Source organism: Endozoicomonas sp. (assembly GCF_051008435.1).
Classification (GTDB): Bacteria; Pseudomonadota; Gammaproteobacteria; order Pseudomonadales; family Endozoicomonadaceae; genus Endozoicomonas_A.
Genome location: NZ_JBPCXO010000560.1, coordinates 1 through 21,740 on the forward strand (window position 1 = coordinate 1; position 21,740 = coordinate 21,740).

Sequence of the window (21,740 nt, forward strand, 5' to 3'; positions counted from 1 at the left end):
TGGGAGAGTACAGGCGAGTTGCTTCCAGCCAGAAAGACCAAAGGCGGTACACGTTATTATGACGTGGCTGAACTCATGGGATTCAGCAACGAAGCTGCACCCACGCTCTGCTACTGCCGTGTATCCAGCCACGATCAAAAAGCCGATCTGGACAGGCAGCAAGAACTACTGGAAGCCTATTGCTCTGCCAAGGGTTGGCGGACTCAGGTGATCCGTGATCTTGGCTCCGGCATGAACTACCGAAAGAAAGGTCTGAACCAGTTGCTTGAGCTGGTCATGAAGCGGCAAATCAAAAGGCTGGTATTATCCCACAAGGACAGACTGCTTCGGTTTGGCGCTGAGCTGGTCTTTTCGCTCTGTGATATACAGGGCATTGAAATTGTCATCATCCATAAAGGCGACCAGCCTTCGTTTGAAGAAGAGCTGGCCAATGATGTATTGGAAATCATTACTGTGTTCAGTGCGAGGCTCTACGGCAGCCGAAGCAAAAAACACAAAAAGATGCTGGAGACTCTGAAAGATGTTGCTGGCACACAAGATTGAGTTGAGGCCCACCGCACAACAGGCAGAGTATCTTGATCGTGCCTGCGGCTCACGTCGCCATGCCTTCAATCAGTTGTTGGCTCACTTCAGTCAGAAAGACGTGAAGTGGTCAAAGAAAGCGGCCAATGAAAAATACCGGGAACTGAGAATAGAGTTTCCATGGTATGCCGAGGTCAGCCAGAGAGTTACCCGTAATACCGTTGACGATCTTCACAATGCTTTTACCCATTTCTTCCGGAGATTGAAGAAAGGCGAGAAACCGGGCTACCCGAGGTTCAAAAAGCGAGGACTGCATGACAGCTTTGCCTTGCGGGAAAAGCCCAAGTTTGATGTTGAAGGCAGGACGCTACGCATTGAGAAGCTCAAAACCCGAATCAAGATGCGGGAGACTCTGCGCTTCACGGGTACACCCTGTCAGGTGACGATCAGCAAACGGGCTGGCAAATATTTCGTTTCAATACTCGTGGATACTCAAGACTACAACCCAAAAGCACAAAGCAATGAGTCCGTAGGCGTCGATTTTGGCATCAAAGATTTGGCTATTTGTTCGAATGGCAAAACCTTTGCTGCTAACCAGAAGTTAAAGCACTCCCTGAAACGTCTGGCTCGCAAGCAGCGAGCATTGAGCCGCAAAACGAAAGGCAGTAACCGCCGTGCGAAAGCCAAGCAAGCGGTTGCCAAACTTCACTATCGCATCAGCAACCAACGTCTAGCCATTCTGCATGAGGTCAGTGACTACCTGACGGCGCACTTCAGCGTTATCACCATTGAAGACCTAAATGTTCGTGGCATGACGAAGAATCATAAGCTGGCCCGTGCTGTGAACGACGCCGGTTTTGGAATGTTGCGCCAGTTCATTGAATACAAAGCCGAGTTGCGGCAACGCGAAGTCGTCATTGCTGACAGGTTCTTCCCCTCCAGCAAGACGTGTAGCGCCTGTGGCTATAAAAATGATGGTGTGGTTCTTGGTGTTGAGTGGTGGGATTGCCCGAAGTGCGAGGCGCATCATAACCGCGACTTCAACGCCAGCGTTAATTTAAACCGATATGGTCGAGACACGTTACAGCTCGACCTTAAACCCTACACAAGAGTGGCGTAAGACATACTCCGGTATGCAGCCGTGTTGACGGTGTAGATAAACCCAGAGAATCACTGATTGTCGCAGGTTTTTAGTAGCGGGGCATCATTCATAATATTCGTAAAGAGCCTATGGATATGGTGACACTCCCTCCATTTTTAAGAACCCTGCTGGTGACGGATGGCACTGTAACCAAGAACTTGGAAGCCTATTTTTGGGAGAATGTGAGTGTTATCAAACAAGGACAAAAGGCTGTTACGCTGGAGCAGGACTTGCCACTGATTAATGCCAGAAAAAGCAGTGAAGTATTCAAGCGCGATGTTCTCTTACAGGGCAGTGAGAGCCAGCATATTTATGCTTTTGCAGAATCCTATCTCAGGCCAGAAGCCCTTCAGGAGGGTTTAAAGGAGCCATTGATCAAAGGCAGTATTGGTATTGGTGAATTACTGCGAGAAACAGGCTTGGAAACCTATCGGGAAATAGTCGACATTGGTCGTGAGATGTACCGGCCTGCCCAGACGAAGCATGAATCTTTCGAAGTAATCTATCGTGTCTATGTGATCTTTATTGGCGGACAGGCTACTATCCAGATCACTGAGCGCTTTCCTTATCAGTTGTTTGTAGAAAACACTCAGTAATTCTCAATTTTGACCTTGCTTCACAAGTTTTATTTATCTGCCCATCCAGTCCATCAGTGGACTGGATACTATGAACTGTTTTATTTAAGACTTTGTTACATTACGTTTAGCTGGCTTACCCAAGCGATCGTTCCACTTTGATACCCTCTGTTCGAATTAATTTATAAGTGAAGAGTTTGTGGGTTCTTAATACCAGAGCAAACTCCGAATGAAACAGAGGTCCACATCCATGTTGCAAAATGCTTTCGGGGTGCTTCAGAAAATAGGGCGGTCATTGATGCTGCCTGTGGCCATTCTGCCAGTGGCCGGTATTCTTCTGGGTATAGGTAGTGCCAACTTTGAATTTCTTCCTGCGTTGTTAAGCCAGATCATGGCTCAGGCAGGCGGTGCAGTGTTTGGTAACCTGCCACTGTTGTTTGCTGTGGGTACCGTTCTGGGTCTGACAGACAACGATGGTGTATCAACTCTGGCAGCCATTGTTGGTTATGTGGTTCTGCTGGGCTCCATGGGGGTTATGGCGGGTGCTCTGGACGTTGAAACGACCACTATCATGGGCATCAACTCCATTGATACCGGTGTTTTTGGCGGTATTCTGGCCGGTATTCTGGCCTCTGTGATGTTCAACCGTTACTACAAAATCCAGTTGCCTGAATATCTGGGCTTCTTTGCTGGCAAACGTTTCGTGCCTATTGTCACGGCTTTTGCTGCCATTGCCCTGGGCATCGTTCTCAGCTTCATCTGGCCTCCTATTGGCAATGCGATTGATGCCTTCGGTGCTTATGCTGTGGAAGGAAACCCAACCCTGATGGGCTTTGTTTATGGCTTCATTGAGCGTCTGTTGATTCCATTTGGTATACACCATGTATGGAACGTACCTTTCCAGATGGAAATGGGTTCCTTTGTTACCCAAACCGGTGAGTTAGTGACGGGTGATATTCCCCGCTTCTTTGCAGGTGATCCGACAGCTGGCTTCCTGGCGGGTGGTTTCCTGTTCAAGATGTTTGGTCTTCCTGCTGCAGCTATTGCCATGTGGCACTGTGCCAAGACCAAAATGCAGAAGCGTGTTGGCGGTATCATGATCTCTGCTGCCCTGACTTCCATGTTGACCGGTATTACCGAACCGATCGAGTTCTCATTCCTGTTTGTTGCTCCAGTTCTGTACTTCATCCACGCTGTACTGGCTGGTATTGCCTTCATGATCACCAACTTCCTGGGGATCAAGATGGGGGCTTCCTTCTCTCATGGTCTTATCGACTACACACTGTTCTTCGGCATTGGCACCAAGCCATTCTGGCTGATCCCACTGGGACTGGCTTATGCAGCGGTTTACTACAGTGTCTTCCGCTTTGCTATTAAGCGCTTCAATCTAAAAACGCCGGGTCGTGAAGACGATGCAGACATGGGTGTGAAAGTAGAAGTGGGTCCTGAACTGGCAGGCAAGCTGATTGTTGCCTTCGGTGGTAACAGCAACATCAAGAGTATTGATGCCTGTATTACTCGACTGCGTGTGGCGGTCAAGAAGCCTGAAAACGTGGATCAGGACGCGATAAAGGCTCTGGGTGCTACCGCAGTACTGGTGGTTGGACAGAACATGCAGGCAATTTTTGGACCACAGTCTGAAAACATCAAGTCTGAAATGCAGGAGCTGGTGAATTCTGGCCAGGCTGTTGAAGGCGTTGCAGCCACCGCATAAATTAGCCCAGTTTATTCGCTTGATATCGAGCCCCCTTTTAGGGGGCTTTTATTTGCAGCAATGTTTTTAATCGTTGCTAATATTCAGCTCCACATACGAAATCTAAGATGGAGTTGGCATGAGGGCTCATGCTGTTTTTTGCACTGGCCGGGCTCTGCCACTTCTTCTGGTCTTTTTTCTACAGAGCTTTCAATCTAAGGCTTTCATTCTTTCCCCTGACTTTCCATTTGATAGAACGCTGTCGTTTCGTTTCATGACGGATTATCAGTATGAGACGGAGAGATCTCAGGAATGAAATACAAGAGAAGGCCGGCAACGAATTGTTATCAGAAGATCTGAGAGCCTGTCTTTCGCTCACTATAATCTGATGTTCCCTAACCCTGATGGAGCAGCTTCAGCCTCAACCATTCTGCCATTTCCAATGGAATCTTGAAGGTCGAGTGCAAGGTTCTGGCAGCATTGATACGAATACTGTCGGAGTGCTTCGGGGCATTGGTCCGGATTCCCACTTTACAGAAGGCACCCAGGCTCTGCTGGTTATTGTTATGGCCCTTCTGATCATTCTTGATCCTGATTTACCGGATAGCAGTCAGTTTTCAGAAGATGGCCTGTCCGGGTTCATCAATGCGACACAGCTTAATCAACTCAATCCCGGCTGGTTGAATATCAGTTCTCCGGCTGCGCTGGAAGGCGTGAGCTGGCCTTCAATTGATATTTTCTTGCCAGTAATTTCAGAGCAAACAAGTTCGATCCAGTTACGTATGACGTGATGATTCATATTGAATTCTGGAAGAACGGTTCAAAGATTTCAAAGCGCTTTAAGCTGTTGGTTCGTCCCGAACAATTGGTTTTATATCAGGCTGCAAAAGATAAAAACTGGTTTCGAAGAGACGATGATGAAGACCGGGATAAACCGCCAGAAGCCAGACAGTCATTACTGAATGCCTTGTTGAGTAGCTGCTGGTCCAGAGCATGTGGTTCCGAAGATAAACAGGTCCAACCTGTTTTAAGCGAACAAACACCGCTCATTCCAAATAGCAGGATGTCAGTGGGTGACACGATCAATGCTACTGAGGGAAATGCTGTTTTGATGCTGCCATTTCATATTCCTCTATTACTGCAGCATAAAATTATGACAGCGGGAGTGAGTCCGTACTGAGCATTGAGGAGCAAACACTGTGGGCTCAGGATTTGTCTTCAGGGAGCTCCAAAGCGACTTCCAACCCTCCTTCCGGATAATTTCTCAGTTTCAGGCGACCACCGTGGATATTGACCAGATGACGGGCAGTAATCAGCCCAAGGCCATTGCCGTCAGGGTTGCAGGATTTGCCATGTTCTAGCCTGAAGTAGGGTTTGAAAACTTCCTCTTCCATGCCATCTGGCAGTCCAGGTCCTTTATCCCGAATACGGATATCAATACATCCTTTTACAGTGGTGAGATAGACATTGGCCTGTTCACCATAAAGCACTGCATTACCAATAAGGTTTTCAAGGCAGCGGCGCATAGCCAGAGGCTTGCCGTTAATGACTGCCTGACAGTTGGCATAAACCTGAACCTGCTGACCCGCTGAGCAGGCGGACTGTTCGATATCTTCTAGCAGTATTTTCAGGCTGATCTTTTCCGGATTCTCATGAATATCGGTGTCGCTGAGAATTTGCAGAGCGCTTTTTACCATCATCTCCAGGTGATCCAGGTCGTGGTTAAATGCGTCTCTCTCATCATCATTATCCAGCAGTTCTGTTCTTAGCCGGAGGCGGGTAATGGGGGTTTTCAGGTCATGAGAAATGCCGGAGAAAAGCTGCTTTCTGTCGTTCATATAATGCTGGATATTCTTCTGCATATGATTGAACGCCTGGGCGGTTGTTTCATACTCACGACAGCCGACTTCTGATACAGGAACGGGTTCCAGGTTTCGGCCAAATGTTTGCGCGGCCATTGATAGCTTTTCAAAAGGGCGAGTCATTTTCTGAATGAGCAGACTGGCAATAAACATCAGAATCAGCATCCAGGCCATGTAAGAAACTTTCAGTGGCTCTGAAAGTCGTTCGTCATTCATCAATGAAGAGTCTGGCATCAATGTGGCAAGGTAGAGCCATTCTCCCTCCCCCACCGGTATTTGAATGACCAGCACAGGCAGGGCTAAGGGTTTGACCAGAAGGCTCTCTTGTCCCCAGCTGTCTGGCAGATCTTTCAGGAGCGTATCGTTGTTAAAAACCTTGAGCGTTTTCGGGCTGGAAAAGGCTATCTGAATTTCCCCCCGGGTTGTGAGGCTGTCTTCCAGAGTTTGCCGAAACACATCCAGAACAACCTGGTGTGACGCAGTATTCTGAAAAGGCTCAATGCGAATAAACTCACGATTGAGCGTCACGAAGTAGCGGGTGCCTCCCATATCTCTGAGCTGATTCAGAATGACATGACGGTAACGGGTGGGCAGCGAGCTGAAATATTCCGCTGTGGCAGACACTCTGAGAGCCATGTTCATGGCAACATCCCTCAGTGCCTGATTCTGATCGTTTCGAGACTGGGTTTCCCATAGGCTGTTGACGATCACCTGGGTGGCGAGAATCAATGCCACCATAACCAGAAAAAACCGACCCGGTAGAGATCGGGGGGTGAAACGATGCAGAAATCTGCTGACTGAGTCTGTTCTCACGGATGAACAGTCTGTGCTTGATGGGAGTGAGTCACCTCGGTAGCTATCAGGTAGCCACTGCCTCTGACTGTTTTGATGATCTCGGAGCTTCGGGCATTTTCACCCAGGCAATGCCGTAGTCGGCTGATATGGACATCAATAAAGCGATCCAGAGGAGCGGAGTCCCGCTTTCGGGTGCTTTCAGCAATGCTGTCCCGGCTCAGAACCTGTCCCGGATGACTGAGAAACAACATGAGCAGGTTGTAGTCTGCTCCGGATAGAGATTGAGTCAGACCTTCCGGAGAGGTCAGTTCTCGGGTGGTAGTATCAAGGCAGAAACTATTGAAATGGAAATAACGCCCTGCGCTCAGAGGCTCTGACAGGGGTTCACTGCGACGGTAAATGGCCTTAATGCGTGCCAGCAACTCCCTTGGGTTAAAGGGTTTGGCCAGATAGTCGTCAGCACCCAGCTCCAGCCCGATGATACGATCCATTTCATCTGAAACTGCTGTCAGCATGATCACCGGTACCCTGGAAAAGGTTCTCAGTTCACGACATACGGCAAAGCCGTCCATGCCCGGCATCATAATATCCAGGATGACCATGGCGTGTCGGGTCACGTCAGCAGGCATTGAGCGAAACAGTTCCAGAAAGCTCTCTCCGTCAGGAGCTGATTCAACGCAATAGCCGTTTTTTTTCAGGTAATTCGCCAGCAGATCGCGAATGGTATCATTGTCATCAACGATGAAAATCGGGGATGGTGAAGTCATGGCTGTCCAGAATAAAGAGCGACCGTACCATTATACGGATGAGCTTTATGGAGGCCTATTGATCTGACGCAATCAAATGAATTGTCGATAAAGTAATCAATGGTCGACGGTTGTATCGACTCAAACAGAGTCTCTTGTCTGTAGCCTTGGGCTTGTTTGGACTCTGGTCGTAAAGTACACTGTAGTGTCGGCAAACTGGCTGTTTCAGCCATGGATCAGAAGTGCTCTTTCCATTGAGAGTCAATAGGAAAGAGCACTTCCACAGTGAACAATTTTGAGAGGTGAGCAGTGGCTCGAGTAACCGTAGAAGACTGTCTGGACCATGTTGATAACCGCTTTGAGCTGGTCATGGTCGCATCCAAGCGTGCCCGTCAGCTGGCTATTGGTGGTAAAGAATCCAAGCTGGAGTGGGAAAATGACAAGCCCACTGTTATGGCTCTGCGTGAAATTGCAGAAGGCCTGGTAACCACTCTGTCCGTTGAAGAGAAAGTGGTAGACGAAGACGAAGCAGCCATGTTTTTGGCTGGAGTTGAGGGTTAATACCTCCAGACGTTGACCGGAGATGTTCTGGATGGTCGGATTGCTGCACAGGAGGAGCGGGCTTTGCTAACTATTGAAGAGTTTGCCGGCCGCTTGAAGTCCTACCTGAATCCCGAACAGGTGAATCTTGTTCGTAGGGCTTACTATTACGCTGAACAGGCGCACGATGGCCAGACACGGCGTAGTGGCGAGCCTTATATTACCCACCCGCTTGAGGTGGCTGCGATTCTTGCAGACATGCACATGGACCATCACAGCCTGATGGCAGCCATGCTGCATGACGTGATTGAAGATACCGGAATTGAAAAATCTGCCATTCACGAACAGTTCGGTGAAGTGGTAGCAGACCTGGTCGACGGAGTCAGCAAACTGACGCATATGCAGTTTGAAAACAAGACTCTGGCCCAGGCTGAAAACTTCCAGAAAATGGCTCTGGCCATGGCGCGGGATATCCGAGTCATTCTGGTCAAACTGTCAGATCGACTCCACAACATGCGTACCCTGGGTGTTCTCAGGCCCGACAAACGTCGTCGGATTGCCAGAGAAACCCTGGATATTTATGTGCCCATTGCCAATCGTCTGGGTATGCACAATCTGCGGATTGAGCTGGAAGATCTGGGGTTCCAGGCCATGTACCCCATGCGATCCCGAATGATACGTCAGGCGGTAAAAGAAGCCCGGGGTAATCGCAAGGATCTGGTGGGACAGGTTCAGAGAGCCATTGCTGCTCGTCTTGAAGAGGTTGGCCTTATTGGCCGGGTCGTAGGACGGGAAAAGCACCTCTACAGTATTTATCGAAAGATGCGCAATCAGAGCAAGTCCTTTGCTGAAATCATGGACATGTTCGCCTTCCGTATCATCGTCGACAGTGCTGACAGCTGTTATCGTGCGCTGGGCATGGTTCATAATCTCTACAAGCCTATTCCCGGGCGCTTCAAAGACTACATTGCTATTCCCAAGGCCAACGGCTACCAATCTCTTCATACCAGTCTTTTTGGTATGCACGGTGTGCCCATAGAGATCCAGATCCGTACTCAGGAAATGGAAGATATGGCCAATAACGGCATTGCTGCCCACTGGCTGTATAAATCTGGTGATGAAGCTTTGTCTGGCAGTCACGCCCGTACACGTCAGTGGCTCAAAGGTGTTCTGGAGCTGCAGAAAAACGCCGGTGATTCGCTGGAATTTATTGAAAACGTCAAAATCGACCTCTTTCCTGATGAGGTTTATGTTTTCACTCCCAAAGGACATATTCTCGAGCTGCCCAAGGGTGCAACACCGGTGGATTTTGCCTATACCGTCCATACGGATGTCGGTAACACCTGTGTAGCTTGTCGTATAGATCGTCGTCTCGCTTCCCTGAGCCAGCCCTTGCAGAGTGGTCAGACTGTTGAAGTAGTTACAGCACCAGGCGCAAGGCCTAACGTAGCCTGGTTGAACTTTGTTGTGACCGGTAAAGCCCGATCCAATATACGTCACTTCCTCAAGAATCAGCGTCGTAATGAATCCATAGCCCTCGGTCGTCGTCTGTTGAACAAGGCTCTGGTGAGCTTTGATACTCATCTTGACGATATGGATGACCAGGTTCTGAAAGACCAGGTTGAAGCCCTGAAGTTCGATGTTCTGGATGATCTTCTGGAAGATATTGGTTTGGGTAACCGCATGGCCTATGTGGTTGCTCGTATGCTGATGGAGCCAGGCAGTACGGAAGCAGAGAAAACCCAAATTGATACGTCTGACTCTGAGAAGCCTCTGTCAATCCGGGGTACAGAGGGAATGGTCATTAGCTTTGCCAAGTGCTGTTATCCGATTCCGGGTGACCCGGTTGTGGGTCATGTCAGCTCAGGTCGAGGCATCGTTATTCATACAGAAAGCTGTAAGAACATTGCTGATATTCGCCACAGCCCTGAAAAAGTGCTGGAAGTGGATTGGGATAAAGATGTTTCCGGCGAGTTCACGGTTGAGCTGTTAGTGGAGCTGGAGCATCATCGAGGCATGATTGCTTCGCTGGCGACCAGTGTAACGGCAGTTGAAGGCAATATAGAAAAGATCAGCATGGAAGAGCGTGATGCCAGCTTCTGTATGGTTCAGCTGGTGATCAAGGTGAAAGATCGTCTCCATCTGGCTCGTATCATCAAACGTCTGCGTGTGATCAAGGGCGTCCATTCAATTAACCGTCGCAGAGAAGCCTAAAAGCTCGCGAGCGGTTCCATCTGGCCAGTGTCAGGGTTTAAATCCTGTAACACTGGCAGTTGCATAGCGTTCAGCATATTCAGTACTGACATCAAATTGGATGGCGGTGCTGGTATGTATGGCAGTTGCGGCGTCATATCAATAATGAAGTTGCTAGGAAGAAGAAAGCTGGTTGGTATAGATACCAGTACTTCTCCTGGGGCATTCAGTGAAATAGTGACCTGTATATTGACCCATTGATCGTCCTGATTCTGTCCACCCAGTGTCAGGTAAATAGTGCCATGAATAGCAGAGCTCTGATGAATGGATAAGTGATGGTTGAACTGAGGGATGTTGTGATTCTGAACGAGTGCCAGGGTGGCTAATGCTGCAGGTATATGGGGCAGGAGCATACTAACACCCTGCAGGTTGGCATTATGAATCTGGTTGAGCAAGTGAAAGGGTATATGAACCGTTTGAGCCTGCCCATGCCCATGAGTGGGCTGAACATTGACCTGCACAGCTTGCTGGTTGGTGCTGCCGAGAGCAAATGTCACTTCGGCGGTCCTTGTTCCCGTTGGTTGGCGAACCGTCGAGGCGTCGTTAATTTCACCAAGGGGTGTTGTCAGTGCATAGCTGTTTTGAAGGCAGGTTGCAGCTAAAAGTACGCAGATACTTTTGATCGATCGCCAAACCATTTTTGAATATTCCTTATTATTTGTCAGGCCAGTATGGACGAAAATTCCAAAGGGACTTGAAAAATACGTGTTGTCCCTTACTATTTGGCTCTTTTCTGTTGAGAAGTGAGCGCATAATGAGTAACAGACAGGCAATTCACACTGAGAATGCGCCTCAAGCCATTGGGACCTACTCTCAGGCGGTTAAGGCGGGAACAACGGTTTATATTTCTGGTCAGATTCCCTTGATTCCGGAAACCATGGAACTGGAGCAAGGAGATTTCAAGGCACAAACCCGACGCTGCTTTGAAAATCTGAAAGCCATTGCTGAAGCGGCAGGTGGCGATCTTCAGGATGCCGCAAAAGTGGGCATTTTCCTGACCGACCTCAGTAACTTTAATGCGGTCAACGAAGTGATGGCCGAGTACTTTACCCAGCCTTACCCTGCTCGTGCAGCCATTGGTGTGAAAGAGTTACCTAAAGGGGTACCGGTTGAGGTTGATGCCATTCTGGAACTGAAATAATTCCACAATGGATGATTCGGGATTAATCCCAGGGGATATCCCGATAGGTGTTGGGGTATTTTTTTCTGTGCTGGCTGCTTTTGTCCGCAGTTAAAAATATCTCAGCCGCCGGTGGACGGATTTCTGCCATACGTGCCAGCCTTCTGAGCTGAATGGCTGATATTTCCCTTCTTGTTTCCAGTGAAAGCCTCCCTGCCTGAATAGTCTCCATTTTCCTGGCTGCAAACCAGCGCTGCTTGGTAGATGGCAGCACAAGTTCTTCCTTGAGTTGTCGGGCAATCACTCTGGCCTGATACTGAAAAAGAATGAAAGGAATGCCAAATATTTCCATGCCTGTCACTGAAAGCTCAGGAAATTCAGGATGGAACAGGTTCATATACAACGGCGCTACGGAAAGTCTGTTACCCGACAGAAAAGAATCTTGAAGAGATGTGATAATACTGTCTTCTACCTGGTAGCCTGTGCAGAGTATTAATACGTCAATGTTCTCAAGTTTTTCTCCGTCTTCGAGTCTCAGTGCGCTTCCCTGACACGCCACAATATCTTTTTGACGGGTTATGTTTTTCCCTGCTCCATAAAAGCCCTCTTCTGCGACAAGATGTTCCCGGCTGCCTTTATGGGCGCAAACATAGACTCTACTGGCCAATGGACTGATTTCACGGCTGATATCCTCTCCGGATGGGCCGGTGCCCATCACCGCGACTCTCTTGTCTCGATAATATTCTGGCTCCCGGTAAGAAACACTGTGTTCCAGCTTTCCAGTAAAGTCAGTCAGACCCGGAATCTCAGGAATTGCCGGAGTGCTATAGCGACCATTGCAGAAGACAACACCAGAGAAGACTTCGTTATTTACGGGTTTTGTGAGTACCTTCCAGTATCGCTGTTCCAGCGATGATTCAGCCTGTTCGAGTCCTACTAATTGATGTTGAAAACGGATTTTATTCATCAGGCTCGACTGTTCGGCAAAGCTTTCCAGATAGTTGCAGACTTGCTCCCGGCTTGGGTACACAGGGGTGCCTTTAGGATAGGGAAAATCCCAGATCTCCATCACCGACTTGGGGAAATTGGTCTTGAGTGTTGGAAAAGCAGCACTATGAATATGTGACAAGCCACTTCTTACATCAGGAATCTCAGAGAGATTTTGCAGTGCCCATGAGCCTCCCAGGCACTCCCTGCGCTCGAATAGGGTGACATCGAAGCCGGCCTCTATTAAAACGTGAGCTGTTATCAGGCCTGCTGGTCCGGCACCAATGACGGCAATTTTTTTTCTATGGGACATAACCTGTCTCTTTGAATCCGCTTCGAAACAGGATAGACGGTTTGGTGGAGAAAGCGCCGGAAGCGTTGGCTTCCGGCTTAAAGGATTAGAGGTTCAGGTACTGTTTACGGGTGATACCGTAGAGCACACGGTCTTCTTCCGGGGAGTAATAACTTTCCTGATGGCCTTCTTTCATCATGCCTGACTTAACCATAACGCGCTCTGAACCTTTGTTATTGGCATAGCAGTCGGCTGTGACCTTATGAGCTCTCAGCTCGTCAAAAGCGTATTGAATCAGCATCTGACATCCTTGTGAAGCCAGCCCCTTTCCCCAGGATCTTTGGGGAAACTGAAAACCAACTTCATAAACGCCTGTCGTCATAGCGGCGGGAACCAGGCCCAGCATTCCAGCAAAAGTGCCTGAATCAGCCTCTCTGATCACCAGAGTCATACTGGGTTCGGTTCCTGCTTTGAGTGAGGATTCATTCTGCTCTGCGATAGGAGCAAAGTAGTCGCGATAGACACATTCTGGCGCAGGAGCAAAGGGCAAATAGCGAGTGACCTGATCGTCTTCTAGCATATCAATAATGTCGTCAATGTCTGCAGGTAACAGCAAGCTAACGATATAGTTTTCCTGCAGAGGCAGGGAGTTGTTGTTCAGCAAATTATTTTTCATGGATGAGCATTATTCCCAATTCTGTTTCAGTCGTTTAGCGCTTTTGGCAACGGATTTGATATGCCGGGTCAATGCCCTGTTCTGGGCTCGTTTCTCTGCCAATGAAGCACTGTTCATAGCTTGTTCTCTCAGTAGCTTCCGGTAACTCTCGAGTCTTCTCTGATCGAGGTTGCCAGCGAGGATAGCCATTTTGACGGCGCAGTCTGGTTCAGACTGGTGCTGACAATCCTGGAACTGACACTGCTCTGATAACTGGATGATTTCTGCAAAAGTGGCTTCCACTCCAGACTCACAATGGGTCAGCTGGATTTCTCGCATTCCGGGAGTATCCAGCAACAGGGCACCACTGCTCGTCAGATGCAACGATCGACCCGTTGTCGTATGTCGTCCCTTGCTGTCGTCTTCTCGAATGCTGCCAGTGCTCTGTTGAGATTGACTCAGAAGACCGTTCACCAGAGTCGATTTACCAACGCCTGAAGAACCGATCAAGGCCACTGTACGACCAGAAAGACACCATGGATGCAGGGGAGAAAGGCTTTCAGAATCGAGTGCATTCACTCCCAGAACCTGTAGAGCATTGTCGAGATTCCGGATCTGATCCATGTAATGCTCAGGATCAGGACAAAGGTCCTGCTTGGTGAGAACGATGACTGGCTCTACTTCAGCTTCAGCCACCAAGGCCAGATAGCGCTCTATTCGATTCAGGTTAAAGTCCTGATTCATCGAACAGACAATAAACGCCGTATCAAGATTGGCAGCAATCAATTGTTCGGAAACTTTGCTGCCCGCTGCTTTTCTCGAAAACAGGGATTGCTGCTCCAAAAGACGGTGAAAGCTGTTGTTTTCAATGAGTAACCAGTCTCCCACTGCCAAAGAAGGCATACTGGAAGTAACCGGAAGCGTTATGGTTTGCTCATCAATAGCGACATCCAGACTGCTGCGGTGAACTGCCATCACCCGTGCAGGCTGGCTGGACTCCCATTCTTCAAGTGTCAGTTGTTGTTGAAAAAATGGACGCCATCCCAACTGTGAAAGGGAAAAAGTAATAGACATAAGAACCCCTGACGTTTAATAACGTCATGAAGATGTTTCTTCATGGGGCGAGCCCGGATATTGCATAAGGTGTTAAACTTGTCGCTCTGCAATTTTCGGGCAATGGGCCCCGGTTATAAACCGGGCAGAAGAAGTGTATTCAGCGGCTCAAGCGCTGACTGCCCGGAAGGTGCTTACTACAATCATGAAGTCCCCTCCAGTGGTATCAAAAATATTAATACCCTGACTTTATCAGATGAATTTTCTCTGCTCAATCAGGAGTTGTATCAGATACGTGTGCGCAAATTGCTTCACAGAGTAAGTGGGTATGCAGATTACGGTGTGTCAGTTCAGTATCCTGCCGCCCTTCTTGTACGACATTGATCCAGTGATCGATCATGTCATGAAAGCCTTTTGACTGAAGCATTGGGGTCCAGTCTGGCAGGCTTAAGGCCTGTTCTTCATTGTCATTCCATCGGACACCTGATGTAAAAGAGTCGAAATGGAAAGAGGTATTCAAATAATCAGCTTGAATCACTTCGCGGGTCTTACCGGCCATTCGATTCATTGAGGCTTGGTAGAGGGTTTTGTTTGTCTGCCAGTTCGTAAAGTGTTTCACACAGGCTGTAATGATCAAACAAGGGCTTGTCGACAAACACGGGCAGGCCCGTGTTCAAAAAGAACTGGGCAATTTCAAAATGGGAACGGGTTGAACTATGAATCATTACTGCATCAATACCCATCGCGGGTAGCGACTGGTAATGGGTGCAGGTTTCAGTGATTCGGTATTGCCTTGCCAGTTGATGGAGTACTTCGGTATTTCTTGTACAAAAAACCAATTCCAGATCTGCTCTTTGGGTTAATACTGGCAGATAGGCTTTTTGGGCAATACTGCCCAATCCGATAACAGCTATTTTCATGTTCGTTTCAAAGTGATTATTCAGTAGAGACTGAGTTTATCAGCTCTGAGTAGCCCGCTTTATAGTCTGGGAATCTGAAAGTGTACCCCGCATCAATAATTCGCTGATTACTGCAACGTTTACTGCCTCTTTGAGGCGCGGGGTGACGGTCATCCAGCACTACACTGAGTTGATCCGCCAGCCATTGCAGCACGTCGAACATAGGAGCGGGTTTGTGATCCACGCCAAGGTATAGAGAGTCAACAGGGAGCTTTTGCTCATCACGTTGTATCAGATGAGCAAGAATGCCTGCGCAGTCATCTCTATGTATCCGGTTGCCATAAACAACAGGCTCTGCCTTACAACCTTCTCCGGCTTGTGCCCGCTTAATCAGGCGATTCCTTCCGGGGCCGTATATACCGCCGAAACGCACAGCGGTTGCAGGAAAAGGGCTATTGATCAGAACGGCTTCTGCTTCAAGCATGATTTTCCCGGAATAACGATTGGGGCTTGTGGGTGAAGTTTCATCGACCCATTCCCCATCATTCTGGTGGTAACAGCTGGTGCTGGAGGTAAACAGGATACGCTCGGGCCTGTGTCCTTCTGTCTGAAGGCGGGACAGAATATTCGATAATCCGTGTATATAAGCTTTGCGATAATTATCTTCGCCGGGTCCGTCAGATGCCGCCGCATAGACGACATAGTCAATTTGGTGGGGCCAGTGCCCGAGTTGTTCCGGATTGAACAGGTCACCCTGAATAGGATGAACGTCTTTCGGCAAGCGATCGATACTCCGGCGTAATCCCCAGACCGAGTAGTTGCCAGTATCCAGAAGCTGTTGTGCCAGCTCGCAGCCGACATCACCGCAACCGGCGATTAATACATTCTTCTTGTTCATAGCGGGCCTGTCATTTTTCAGGGATAAAAAAAGGACACCCGTGAGTGTCCTTTATTCGTTAGAAAATGCAAGTCCTCTTATTATGATGACGTCGCTTTTCTCTCTGCTGCTCTGGCGATAACGGACATCTTCAGATAATCCTTTAACTGATACATTTCTGGAGAAAGGTAACCTTCTCCAGAAATGTGTGTCAGCAGAGTATTAAGAAGAGAGTCTTGTTTTGTCACCTGATCACTCTCATTACAAGCAACAAGCTCTGTAAGATTGAGCCCGGCAAGACGTTCAAGATAGAGCAGGTCATTATAATTTAGCCCCAAACCCTTAGAAAAAACTTCAGACAACTCAATTCGAGCCTGCTCATAGAACATACTGCGAAGCTCTATTTGAGCAGCCTTCTCTCTTTGTGCCCGTGTTTCTTCATATATTATGAACTCAGGGTTCAGATCCACACCTTCTAGGGTTGTACTCTGGGCATTCAGAACTTTTGAGAACTGCTTGTCCATAAGTTGTTGAAGTGCTGGGTCGGTCTCAGCTTCTGAGACCGCTATGCTACGGAGCAACAGGTCAAATTTAACACTGCAAAGCATATTTACAGCGTTTAATTCTCGTTGTCTGAAATCCAGGTATTTGCTCATGGGTGAGTTCAGATGCACTTCGGTATCCAGCTTTAATTGCTCAAACATCGTAGGCACTGATTCTTTAACCAGTTTTCCATCCTTTACAACGGTTTTACTGGTGCGAGTTCTGGCTCTGCTGTTCAGCAAATTACACTTTGCTTTTGCTTCAGCAATGGTTGTGACCAGAGCTTTGTACTCTTCATAGTTGGAGACGTTTGTCGTTTGCAGGCGTGTCTCGAGATCCTCAAGTACTGCCATAAATTCCTGCTTGGTTTTTTGAACTTCAGTCAGGAATTTTTGGATAGCTTTGTGCTGATCATGTTTAAGGGTTTCTTTGGGCATCGCTTTGTCTGTATCAGCATCATATTCATCGAGCTCTTTCCTCACTTGCTCAAATGTTGCCTGCCATTGTTCGGTATAGCTTTGTTGTAGCTGCTCATGGAGTTCGGATGGCAAGTCCAGCGTTTCCCGGTCAGTGACAGCCGGAAGATGTTTGATGTTATGCAACATCGAAGAGACAGTACCCTTGAAATAGGTTGGAGAAGGCATTTTTATATTCAGCTGACGCAGGCGACTGATCATTTCAGCCTGCTTACTGGGATCAAAGCGGTTATTAATAGGTCCTTTCCAGGCATTGATTTCTCTTGCCAGAGAGAGCTTGTAGGCCGCTTCAACCGGTGTGCAGTTTGAAATATACCAGGTGCCTCCCAAAAGAAATGCACCCATAGTCTCTCCAGCTTGTGTTACTGCAACTGGCTCCACTGATTGGGATGAAAGGGAAGTCAAAGGACTATCGGTACTGCTGGTAGTAGAGGTAATAGAAGCCTGTGAGCTGCTCTGAAGCTGTCCTCCTGGCTGAATTGCAGGAGCGGCTACCGAGAGGCCAGCAGGTTCGGAGTTTTGTCTTGAGTGGCCTGTTGGACCAGAGTCGTCTGAGTCGGTTTGACTGAGAGCCGGTGATACAGAGAGTCGTCTCTTGCCTGAGTCTGAATGAGTACGAAGATAGACCGGCTGACCCAGAGAAGGTGATTTCGAATCATCGTCAATACCGTCCAGACCTGTTGCCATGCTACCACTCAGTCTGCTCAGGCTGCTGCTGAGGTTGTCTGAGCCCATAACTGAGAGTCTTGAAGACATAGGGGAGCCACTGTCCGAACTATGGACTGAGCTTTTCCTCTTGGCTTCCTTGCGTGACAGCCATCCTGTTGCGACATCGTAAGTAAAGTAGCAGCGCTGTGGTACCCATAGCTCACCTCTTTTTACAACGCCGACGGATAACTTCAGAGTGATGAATCCATCTTTTTCTTTGGTGTTTCCTGTCTTCTGATATTTGTCATAGGTTTTGGTGCAATCCATGCGGAGTTCTTCTTCACTGACAAAAGTCAGTTTGGTTTCATAACCCGTTGCTTCACTCTCAGATTCGACAGGAAGAATGCCGGTAACCTGTTTCAGGTTGCTCTCCAGCTCATTGAAAAGTAATGGATTGGATAACGCCCAGATGACTTTGATGGCTCCGGGAGATACGCCTTCTACACATCTTTCAATCCATGCGGGGGCTCCTTCAGAGTCGTCTGTCTCCTCAAGAAACTTGTGTTCAGAGCTGGTATAAACCGGTAGAAAAGCGTCTTTATCCACCTGTATTTGCAGGGTAATACCTGACTCTCTGAGCAGTGCAAGAAAGTAATGCTGGTCAGAGGCTGAGGAAATGGTGCCCAATTGTTTGGCGATCAGGTTGGCAATGGTTGGACAATGAATCAGCTGAGTCACCTGCTCAGGTGTTAATTCTTTATCTTTCGATTTTTTATCTCTGAACAAGTCATAGTTTACAGAGATACAGAACTCTCCATCTTCATAACTGGCACCGTCAGGACCCCCTATTGAGGGAAGCTCTGTTAGCGGTACCCCCTGCTCCCGAAGAATATCCCTGAGCTGATAAACAGCTAAATGGGTTCGATAACCTTCCAATGAGTCCTGTAAATCTTCTTCGGTATCATGGGTGACAGCTGATGATACTGATGGAGGTGTATCTTTCAGCAGATTTGTTTTCGTGTGGGAGGTATCTTCGACAACGGCTAATATTTGTTTGGCTTCTTTGCTGGTTTGCCTTTTCAGGGTTGCTCTGACATCACCACCTGAACCTTTGGGCAGGTCTTTAAATCGTGTTGTAGCAGAACTGAGTTTATCGGCTATTTCCGAAAATGTTTGGCCCATTCTTTCTTTGGCCTGCAAGGCCATATCTGTAAACGAATCTTTCAACAAACCCAAAACATAGGTGTCTTTGAAGTGACCTATCTTTGTTTTTGCAGCTTCTGGCTTTCTTTTGGGTTCTTCTTCCGTAAGTTCATCAGGCTCCAGTGTTTCTTCCCGGCTGCCGGGTTCTGGTGTCTTCATCTGCCGGTCTATTTCATCTGTGACCGTAATGCTGGGTGGATAAGTAAAACCCTGACCAGCAGTGTCTGCTCTTGGAGTTACACCTCCGCCGTCTGATGATTCAGAAATCAGTTTTTTCCTTGCGGTGGCAGGTGCGACAGTGGCTCCCGTTGAGGTGACTGCAACAACAGGTGTTGCTTGTGATAGAGGTTGGATAGTAATGCTACTGCCTTGTGGGCTTCCAGCACTATCCTGAAGGGGGTTTGCCATGGGTTAACTCCATTTAAATAATCCATTTACTCGCGCTTTGATCCTGAGTTAGCACATTAGTTCCTTTTAATGGAGGTAAAAGTCTACTTTTTGAGATGAAGTCACATGAATCGTTTGAAAAAATAACTGTTTAAATTTACAGTATTCTGGTTGTTTCCAGGCGGGCTCGTACCAATATGACTCTCACAGAATTGCGCTATATCGTGACTCTTGCACAGGAGCAGCACTTTGGGCGTGCTGCTGCCAAGTGTTTTGTCAGCCAACCCACACTCAGTGTCGGGGTGAAAAAGCTGGAAGATGAGCTGGGGGTGGCCCTGTTCGAGCGGTCGCGAAATTCGGTACGAGTGACACCGATGGGCGAAAAGGTGATCAGCCAGGCCCAGAAAGTTCTGGAAGAAGTCTCGGGTATCAAGCAGATTGCCAAGGCAGGCCGCGACCAGTTGACCACTCCTCTGAGAGTGGGAGCCATATACACCATTGGACCCTATCTGTTTCCACACCTTGTGCCCCAGCTGGCTCAGGTGGCTCCTAACATGCCGTTATATATAGAAGAAAACTTTACAGCGGTGTTACGCAAAAAACTCAGAATGGGCGAGCTGGACGCCATTATCATCGCATTGCCGTTTACCGAGCCAGATGTGTTAACTCTGCCTCTATACGATGAACCTTTCAGGGTTTTGTTACCTGGGGGGCATTCCTGGGAATCGAAACAGAATATAGACCCTGCTGAACTGGTGAACGAAGAGCTATTGCTTCTGGGCGAAGGCCACTGTTTCAGGGATCAGGTGCTCGAAGCTTGCCCACTTCTGGCTCAGAAAGATGATTCTGGCAGTGAAGATGGGGGTGGTATAGAAGCTTCTTCTCTGGAAACGATACGGCATATGGTGGCTTCTGGAATGGGCATTAGTGTGTTGCCTGAGTCAGCACTGGTCGACAGCCACTATGCGCCCAATGTTTTGTCATCAAGGCCTTTTCGGTCGCCATCTCCCAGTAGGACCGTTGCTCTGGCCTGGCGTGCCAGCTTCCCGAGACCCAAGGCAATAGATGCATTGTCCAGTGCTTTAAGTTCTTGCAAGATTTCAAGTGATCCCACAAAGCCTCAAAAACCCCTTTGATATAAGGGGTTTTCAGCGATTTATATTCTCATGTCATCTATTTGAGTATCATCAAATCTCGACAGAAGCGGGTAGCGTTGTGGGGAGCGTTTGAGTGAGTGTTTCTAAACGGATTACAGACCTTCAGATAAAGAATCCAGGAAGGAATAGGAAAATCAGTGAAAGTGCGGGCGGTCGTGGTGATGGTACCCTCATGTTCTGGAAGCGGGGCGATGAAAGTATCGAGGCATACTACCGTTATCGTGAGAAGGGAAAGGAGTCTCTGATTAAGATTGGTCAGTATCGTGCTAATCGGTCTGGATATGGCTACTCACTGTCTGAGTGTCGAGATAAAGCCCAAGGGTTCTCCAGGTTGCGTCGTGAGATCCCTATTGATCTAAAGCAGCATTTATAAAATGAGAAACATCGAATCCAAGATGAGGCTGCCCGTAAAGCGGAAATGGAGGCTACACAAGGATCATTCAGGGATCTTTGCCGTGGGTATATTGAGGATCTTAGGAGGAAACGTGCTGTTACTGCTGGTCATGTAGAGTACTGTCTGGATCATTATGTCCTAAATCCTTTTCCGGACCTAGTACCCCGCCCTGAGCCACATGATAGGTGAGCAACGCTTATCCTGTTAACTCCGAGACAGTAATGACGGAGTTATCATGACCATCAAATATCATGTTCGGCTCAGTGAGGACGAACGATCAACGCTTGAGGGACTCATCAAACAAGAAAAGCCAAGGGTTGCACAGTACAAGAAGCGCAATGCCAATATTATTCTGGCTATCGATGAAAACAATGCCCCTCTGACGCATGATCAAGTTGCCAAAGCCTTTCATGTCAGACCTCTTACAATCACCCGCCTCCGACAACGACTTGTCGAAGAGGGCCTCGATGTAGCGGTCAACGGTATGCGAAGTCATCATGGACCTTCTCGCAAACTTGATGGTGACGGCGAAGCTCATCTCATTGCTCTCACCTGCTCCCCACCGCCGGACGGTTACTGTCGCTGGACACTCAACTTGCTGAGAGACCGCATGATTGAACTTGAGTATGTCGAGTCCATTTCGAGAAGCACGATTCATGAAGGGCTAAAAAAAACGAACTCAAGCCCTGGCAAAAAAAAGAATGGTGTATTCCGGCAGAAGAAAGCGCCAGCTTTGTAAGCTCTATGGAGGACATTCTTGAGGTATACAAACGCCTTCATAACCCCTTCATGACCCCTTCATGACCCCTTGCGTCCACTGGTTTGCCTTGATGAAAGCAACAAACAGCACATCATAGAGATCTCTAACCCAATCCCTATGGAACCCGGTAAGCCTAAACGCTACGACACAGAGTATGAGCGT

At 48.2% G+C, this 21,740-nt stretch carries 22 protein-coding genes; 12 read left to right on the forward strand and 10 right to left on the reverse strand.

Annotated elements, in window-relative coordinates:
- The 6 genes from ACR2PX_RS28640 to ACR2PX_RS28665 form a co-directional block, all read left to right on the forward strand.
- Window positions 1-543 (forward strand): IS607 family transposase (locus ACR2PX_RS28640; RefSeq protein ID WP_434002761.1); only part of this gene is annotated, 543 nt, incomplete at its 5' end.
- Window positions 521-1,642: an RNA-guided endonuclease InsQ/TnpB family protein gene (locus ACR2PX_RS28645; RefSeq protein WP_434002762.1), complete on the forward strand. Its 1,122-nt coding sequence runs from the start codon at window positions 521-523 to the stop codon at window positions 1,640-1,642. The genes ACR2PX_RS28640 and ACR2PX_RS28645, both read left to right, overlap by 23 nt.
- A 116-nt stretch (window positions 1,643-1,758) precedes the next feature.
- Window positions 1,759-2,259: a chorismate--pyruvate lyase family protein gene (locus ACR2PX_RS28650; protein WP_434002763.1), complete on the forward strand. Its 501-nt coding sequence runs from the start codon at window positions 1,759-1,761 to the stop codon at window positions 2,257-2,259.
- Between the two features lie 208 nt (window positions 2,260-2,467).
- Window positions 2,468-3,952, forward strand: a complete 1,485-nt coding sequence (gene ptsG / locus ACR2PX_RS28655) for a PTS glucose transporter subunit IIBC (protein WP_434002764.1) — start codon at window positions 2,468-2,470, stop codon at window positions 3,950-3,952.
- A gap of 383 nt (window positions 3,953-4,335) precedes the next feature.
- Window positions 4,336-4,722 carry a hypothetical protein gene (locus ACR2PX_RS28660; RefSeq protein WP_434002765.1) on the forward strand — a complete coding sequence of 129 codons (387 nt, stop codon included), beginning with the start codon at window positions 4,336-4,338 and terminating at the stop codon, window positions 4,720-4,722.
- Window positions 4,719-5,111: a hypothetical protein gene (locus tag ACR2PX_RS28665; RefSeq protein ID WP_434002766.1), complete on the forward strand. Its 393-nt coding sequence runs from the start codon at window positions 4,719-4,721 to the stop codon at window positions 5,109-5,111. Before ACR2PX_RS28660 ends, ACR2PX_RS28665 begins: the two co-directional genes overlap by 4 nt.
- A 25-nt stretch (window positions 5,112-5,136) precedes the next feature.
- Here the strand turns inward: ACR2PX_RS28665 and ACR2PX_RS28670 are convergent, their stop codons facing one another.
- Window positions 5,137-6,606, reverse strand: coding sequence for an ATP-binding protein (locus tag ACR2PX_RS28670; protein ID WP_434002767.1), 1,470 nt, complete (start codon window positions 6,604-6,606; stop codon window positions 5,137-5,139).
- On the reverse strand, window positions 6,603-7,355 hold the full coding sequence (locus ACR2PX_RS28675; RefSeq protein WP_434002768.1) for a response regulator transcription factor: 753 nt from the start codon (window positions 7,353-7,355) through the stop codon (window positions 6,603-6,605). Before ACR2PX_RS28675 ends, ACR2PX_RS28670 begins: the two co-directional genes overlap by 4 nt.
- A gap of 288 nt (window positions 7,356-7,643) precedes the next feature.
- Between ACR2PX_RS28675 and rpoZ the strand changes: the two genes are divergently transcribed.
- Complete coding sequence (rpoZ, locus tag ACR2PX_RS28680) at window positions 7,644-7,895, forward strand: DNA-directed RNA polymerase subunit omega (RefSeq protein WP_434002769.1); 252 nt, start codon at window positions 7,644-7,646, stop codon at window positions 7,893-7,895.
- A gap of 63 nt (window positions 7,896-7,958) precedes the next feature.
- Window positions 7,959-10,088, forward strand: coding sequence for a bifunctional GTP diphosphokinase/guanosine-3',5'-bis pyrophosphate 3'-pyrophosphohydrolase (gene spoT / locus ACR2PX_RS28685; RefSeq protein WP_434002782.1), 2,130 nt, complete (start codon window positions 7,959-7,961; stop codon window positions 10,086-10,088).
- Here spoT and ACR2PX_RS28690 read toward each other — a convergent pair.
- Window positions 10,085-10,765: a hypothetical protein gene (locus ACR2PX_RS28690; RefSeq protein WP_434002770.1), complete on the reverse strand. Its 681-nt coding sequence runs from the start codon at window positions 10,763-10,765 to the stop codon at window positions 10,085-10,087. The genes spoT and ACR2PX_RS28690 overlap by 4 nt on opposite strands.
- Before the next feature lie 116 nt (window positions 10,766-10,881).
- On the opposite strand from ACR2PX_RS28690, the gene ACR2PX_RS28695 reads away from it, so the two are divergent.
- The gene (locus ACR2PX_RS28695; RefSeq protein ID WP_434002771.1) at window positions 10,882-11,268 is read left to right on the forward strand and encodes a RidA family protein; all 387 of its coding nucleotides are present in this window, start codon (window positions 10,882-10,884) and stop codon (window positions 11,266-11,268) included.
- A gap of 22 nt (window positions 11,269-11,290) precedes the next feature.
- Here the strand turns inward: ACR2PX_RS28695 and ACR2PX_RS28700 are convergent, their stop codons facing one another.
- The 7 genes from ACR2PX_RS28700 to ACR2PX_RS28730 form a co-directional block, all read right to left on the reverse strand.
- Window positions 11,291-12,547 (reverse strand): flavin-containing monooxygenase, encoded by a 1,257-nt coding sequence (locus ACR2PX_RS28700; protein WP_434002772.1) that lies wholly within the window; start codon window positions 12,545-12,547, stop codon window positions 11,291-11,293.
- A gap of 85 nt (window positions 12,548-12,632) precedes the next feature.
- On the reverse strand, window positions 12,633-13,202 hold the full coding sequence (locus ACR2PX_RS28705; protein WP_434002773.1) for a GNAT family N-acetyltransferase: 570 nt from the start codon (window positions 13,200-13,202) through the stop codon (window positions 12,633-12,635).
- Window positions 13,203-13,211: 9 nt separating this feature from the next.
- Window positions 13,212-14,255, reverse strand: coding sequence for a ribosome small subunit-dependent GTPase A (gene rsgA / locus ACR2PX_RS28710; protein ID WP_434002774.1), 1,044 nt, complete (start codon window positions 14,253-14,255; stop codon window positions 13,212-13,214).
- 250 nt (window positions 14,256-14,505) lie between these two features.
- Window positions 14,506-14,793, reverse strand: coding sequence for a hypothetical protein (locus ACR2PX_RS28715; protein ID WP_434002775.1), 288 nt, complete (start codon window positions 14,791-14,793; stop codon window positions 14,506-14,508).
- A complete protein-coding gene (locus tag ACR2PX_RS28720; RefSeq protein ID WP_434002776.1) occupies window positions 14,783-15,154 on the reverse strand; it encodes a Gfo/Idh/MocA family protein in 372 nt (123 codons plus the stop codon). Before ACR2PX_RS28720 ends, ACR2PX_RS28715 begins: the two co-directional genes overlap by 11 nt.
- A gap of 16 nt (window positions 15,155-15,170) precedes the next feature.
- On the reverse strand, window positions 15,171-16,031 hold the full coding sequence (locus tag ACR2PX_RS28725) for an SDR family oxidoreductase (protein ID WP_434002777.1): 861 nt from the start codon (window positions 16,029-16,031) through the stop codon (window positions 15,171-15,173).
- Between the two features lie 80 nt (window positions 16,032-16,111).
- Entirely contained in the window at window positions 16,112-19,288 is a 3,177-nt protein-coding gene (locus ACR2PX_RS28730; RefSeq protein ID WP_434002778.1) for a hypothetical protein, read from the reverse strand.
- A 176-nt stretch (window positions 19,289-19,464) separates the two neighbouring features.
- Between ACR2PX_RS28730 and ACR2PX_RS28735 the strand changes: the two genes are divergently transcribed.
- From ACR2PX_RS28735 to ACR2PX_RS28745, 3 genes are all read left to right on the forward strand, one after another.
- Window positions 19,465-20,403 carry a LysR substrate-binding domain-containing protein gene (locus tag ACR2PX_RS28735; protein ID WP_434002779.1) on the forward strand — a complete coding sequence of 313 codons (939 nt, stop codon included), beginning with the start codon at window positions 19,465-19,467 and terminating at the stop codon, window positions 20,401-20,403.
- A 94-nt stretch (window positions 20,404-20,497) separates the two neighbouring features.
- Window positions 20,498-20,797, forward strand: a complete 300-nt coding sequence (locus ACR2PX_RS28740; RefSeq protein ID WP_434002780.1) for a hypothetical protein — start codon at window positions 20,498-20,500, stop codon at window positions 20,795-20,797.
- Window positions 20,798-21,053: 256 nt separating this feature from the next.
- Window positions 21,054-21,557 carry a helix-turn-helix domain-containing protein gene (locus ACR2PX_RS28745; RefSeq protein ID WP_434002781.1) on the forward strand — a complete coding sequence of 168 codons (504 nt, stop codon included), beginning with the start codon at window positions 21,054-21,056 and terminating at the stop codon, window positions 21,555-21,557.
- The last annotated feature ends 183 nt before the right edge of the window (window positions 21,558-21,740 follow it).

Coding starts and splice junctions, on each gene's coding strand:
- ACR2PX_RS28645 (WP_434002762.1), top strand. CDS start 521: ATGTTGCTGGCACACAAGATTGAGTTGAGGCCCACCGCACAACAGGCA.
- ACR2PX_RS28650 (WP_434002763.1), top strand. CDS start 1,759: ATGGTGACACTCCCTCCATTTTTAAGAACCCTGCTGGTGACGGATGGC.
- ptsG (WP_434002764.1), top strand. CDS start 2,468: ATGAAACAGAGGTCCACATCCATGTTGCAAAATGCTTTCGGGGTGCTT.
- ACR2PX_RS28660 (WP_434002765.1), top strand. CDS start 4,336: ATGGAGCAGCTTCAGCCTCAACCATTCTGCCATTTCCAATGGAATCTT.
- ACR2PX_RS28675 (WP_434002768.1), bottom strand. CDS start 7,355: ATGACTTCACCATCCCCGATTTTCATCGTTGATGACAATGATACCATT.
- ACR2PX_RS28690 (WP_434002770.1), bottom strand. CDS start 10,765: ATGGTTTGGCGATCGATCAAAAGTATCTGCGTACTTTTAGCTGCAACC.
- ACR2PX_RS28695 (WP_434002771.1), top strand. CDS start 10,882: ATGAGTAACAGACAGGCAATTCACACTGAGAATGCGCCTCAAGCCATT.
- ACR2PX_RS28700 (WP_434002772.1), bottom strand. CDS start 12,547: ATGTCCCATAGAAAAAAAATTGCCGTCATTGGTGCCGGACCAGCAGGC.
- ACR2PX_RS28705 (WP_434002773.1), bottom strand. CDS start 13,202: ATGAAAAATAATTTGCTGAACAACAACTCCCTGCCTCTGCAGGAAAAC.
- rsgA (WP_434002774.1), bottom strand. CDS start 14,255: ATGTCTATTACTTTTTCCCTTTCACAGTTGGGATGGCGTCCATTTTTT.
- ACR2PX_RS28715 (WP_434002775.1), bottom strand. CDS start 14,793: ATGGCCGGTAAGACCCGCGAAGTGATTCAAGCTGATTATTTGAATACC.
- ACR2PX_RS28720 (WP_434002776.1), bottom strand. CDS start 15,154: ATGAAAATAGCTGTTATCGGATTGGGCAGTATTGCCCAAAAAGCCTAT.
- ACR2PX_RS28725 (WP_434002777.1), bottom strand. CDS start 16,031: ATGAACAAGAAGAATGTATTAATCGCCGGTTGCGGTGATGTCGGCTGC.
- ACR2PX_RS28730 (WP_434002778.1), bottom strand. CDS start 19,288: ATGGCAAACCCCCTTCAGGATAGTGCTGGAAGCCCACAAGGCAGTAGC.
- ACR2PX_RS28735 (WP_434002779.1), top strand. CDS start 19,465: ATGACTCTCACAGAATTGCGCTATATCGTGACTCTTGCACAGGAGCAG.
- ACR2PX_RS28745 (WP_434002781.1), top strand. CDS start 21,054: ATGACCATCAAATATCATGTTCGGCTCAGTGAGGACGAACGATCAACG.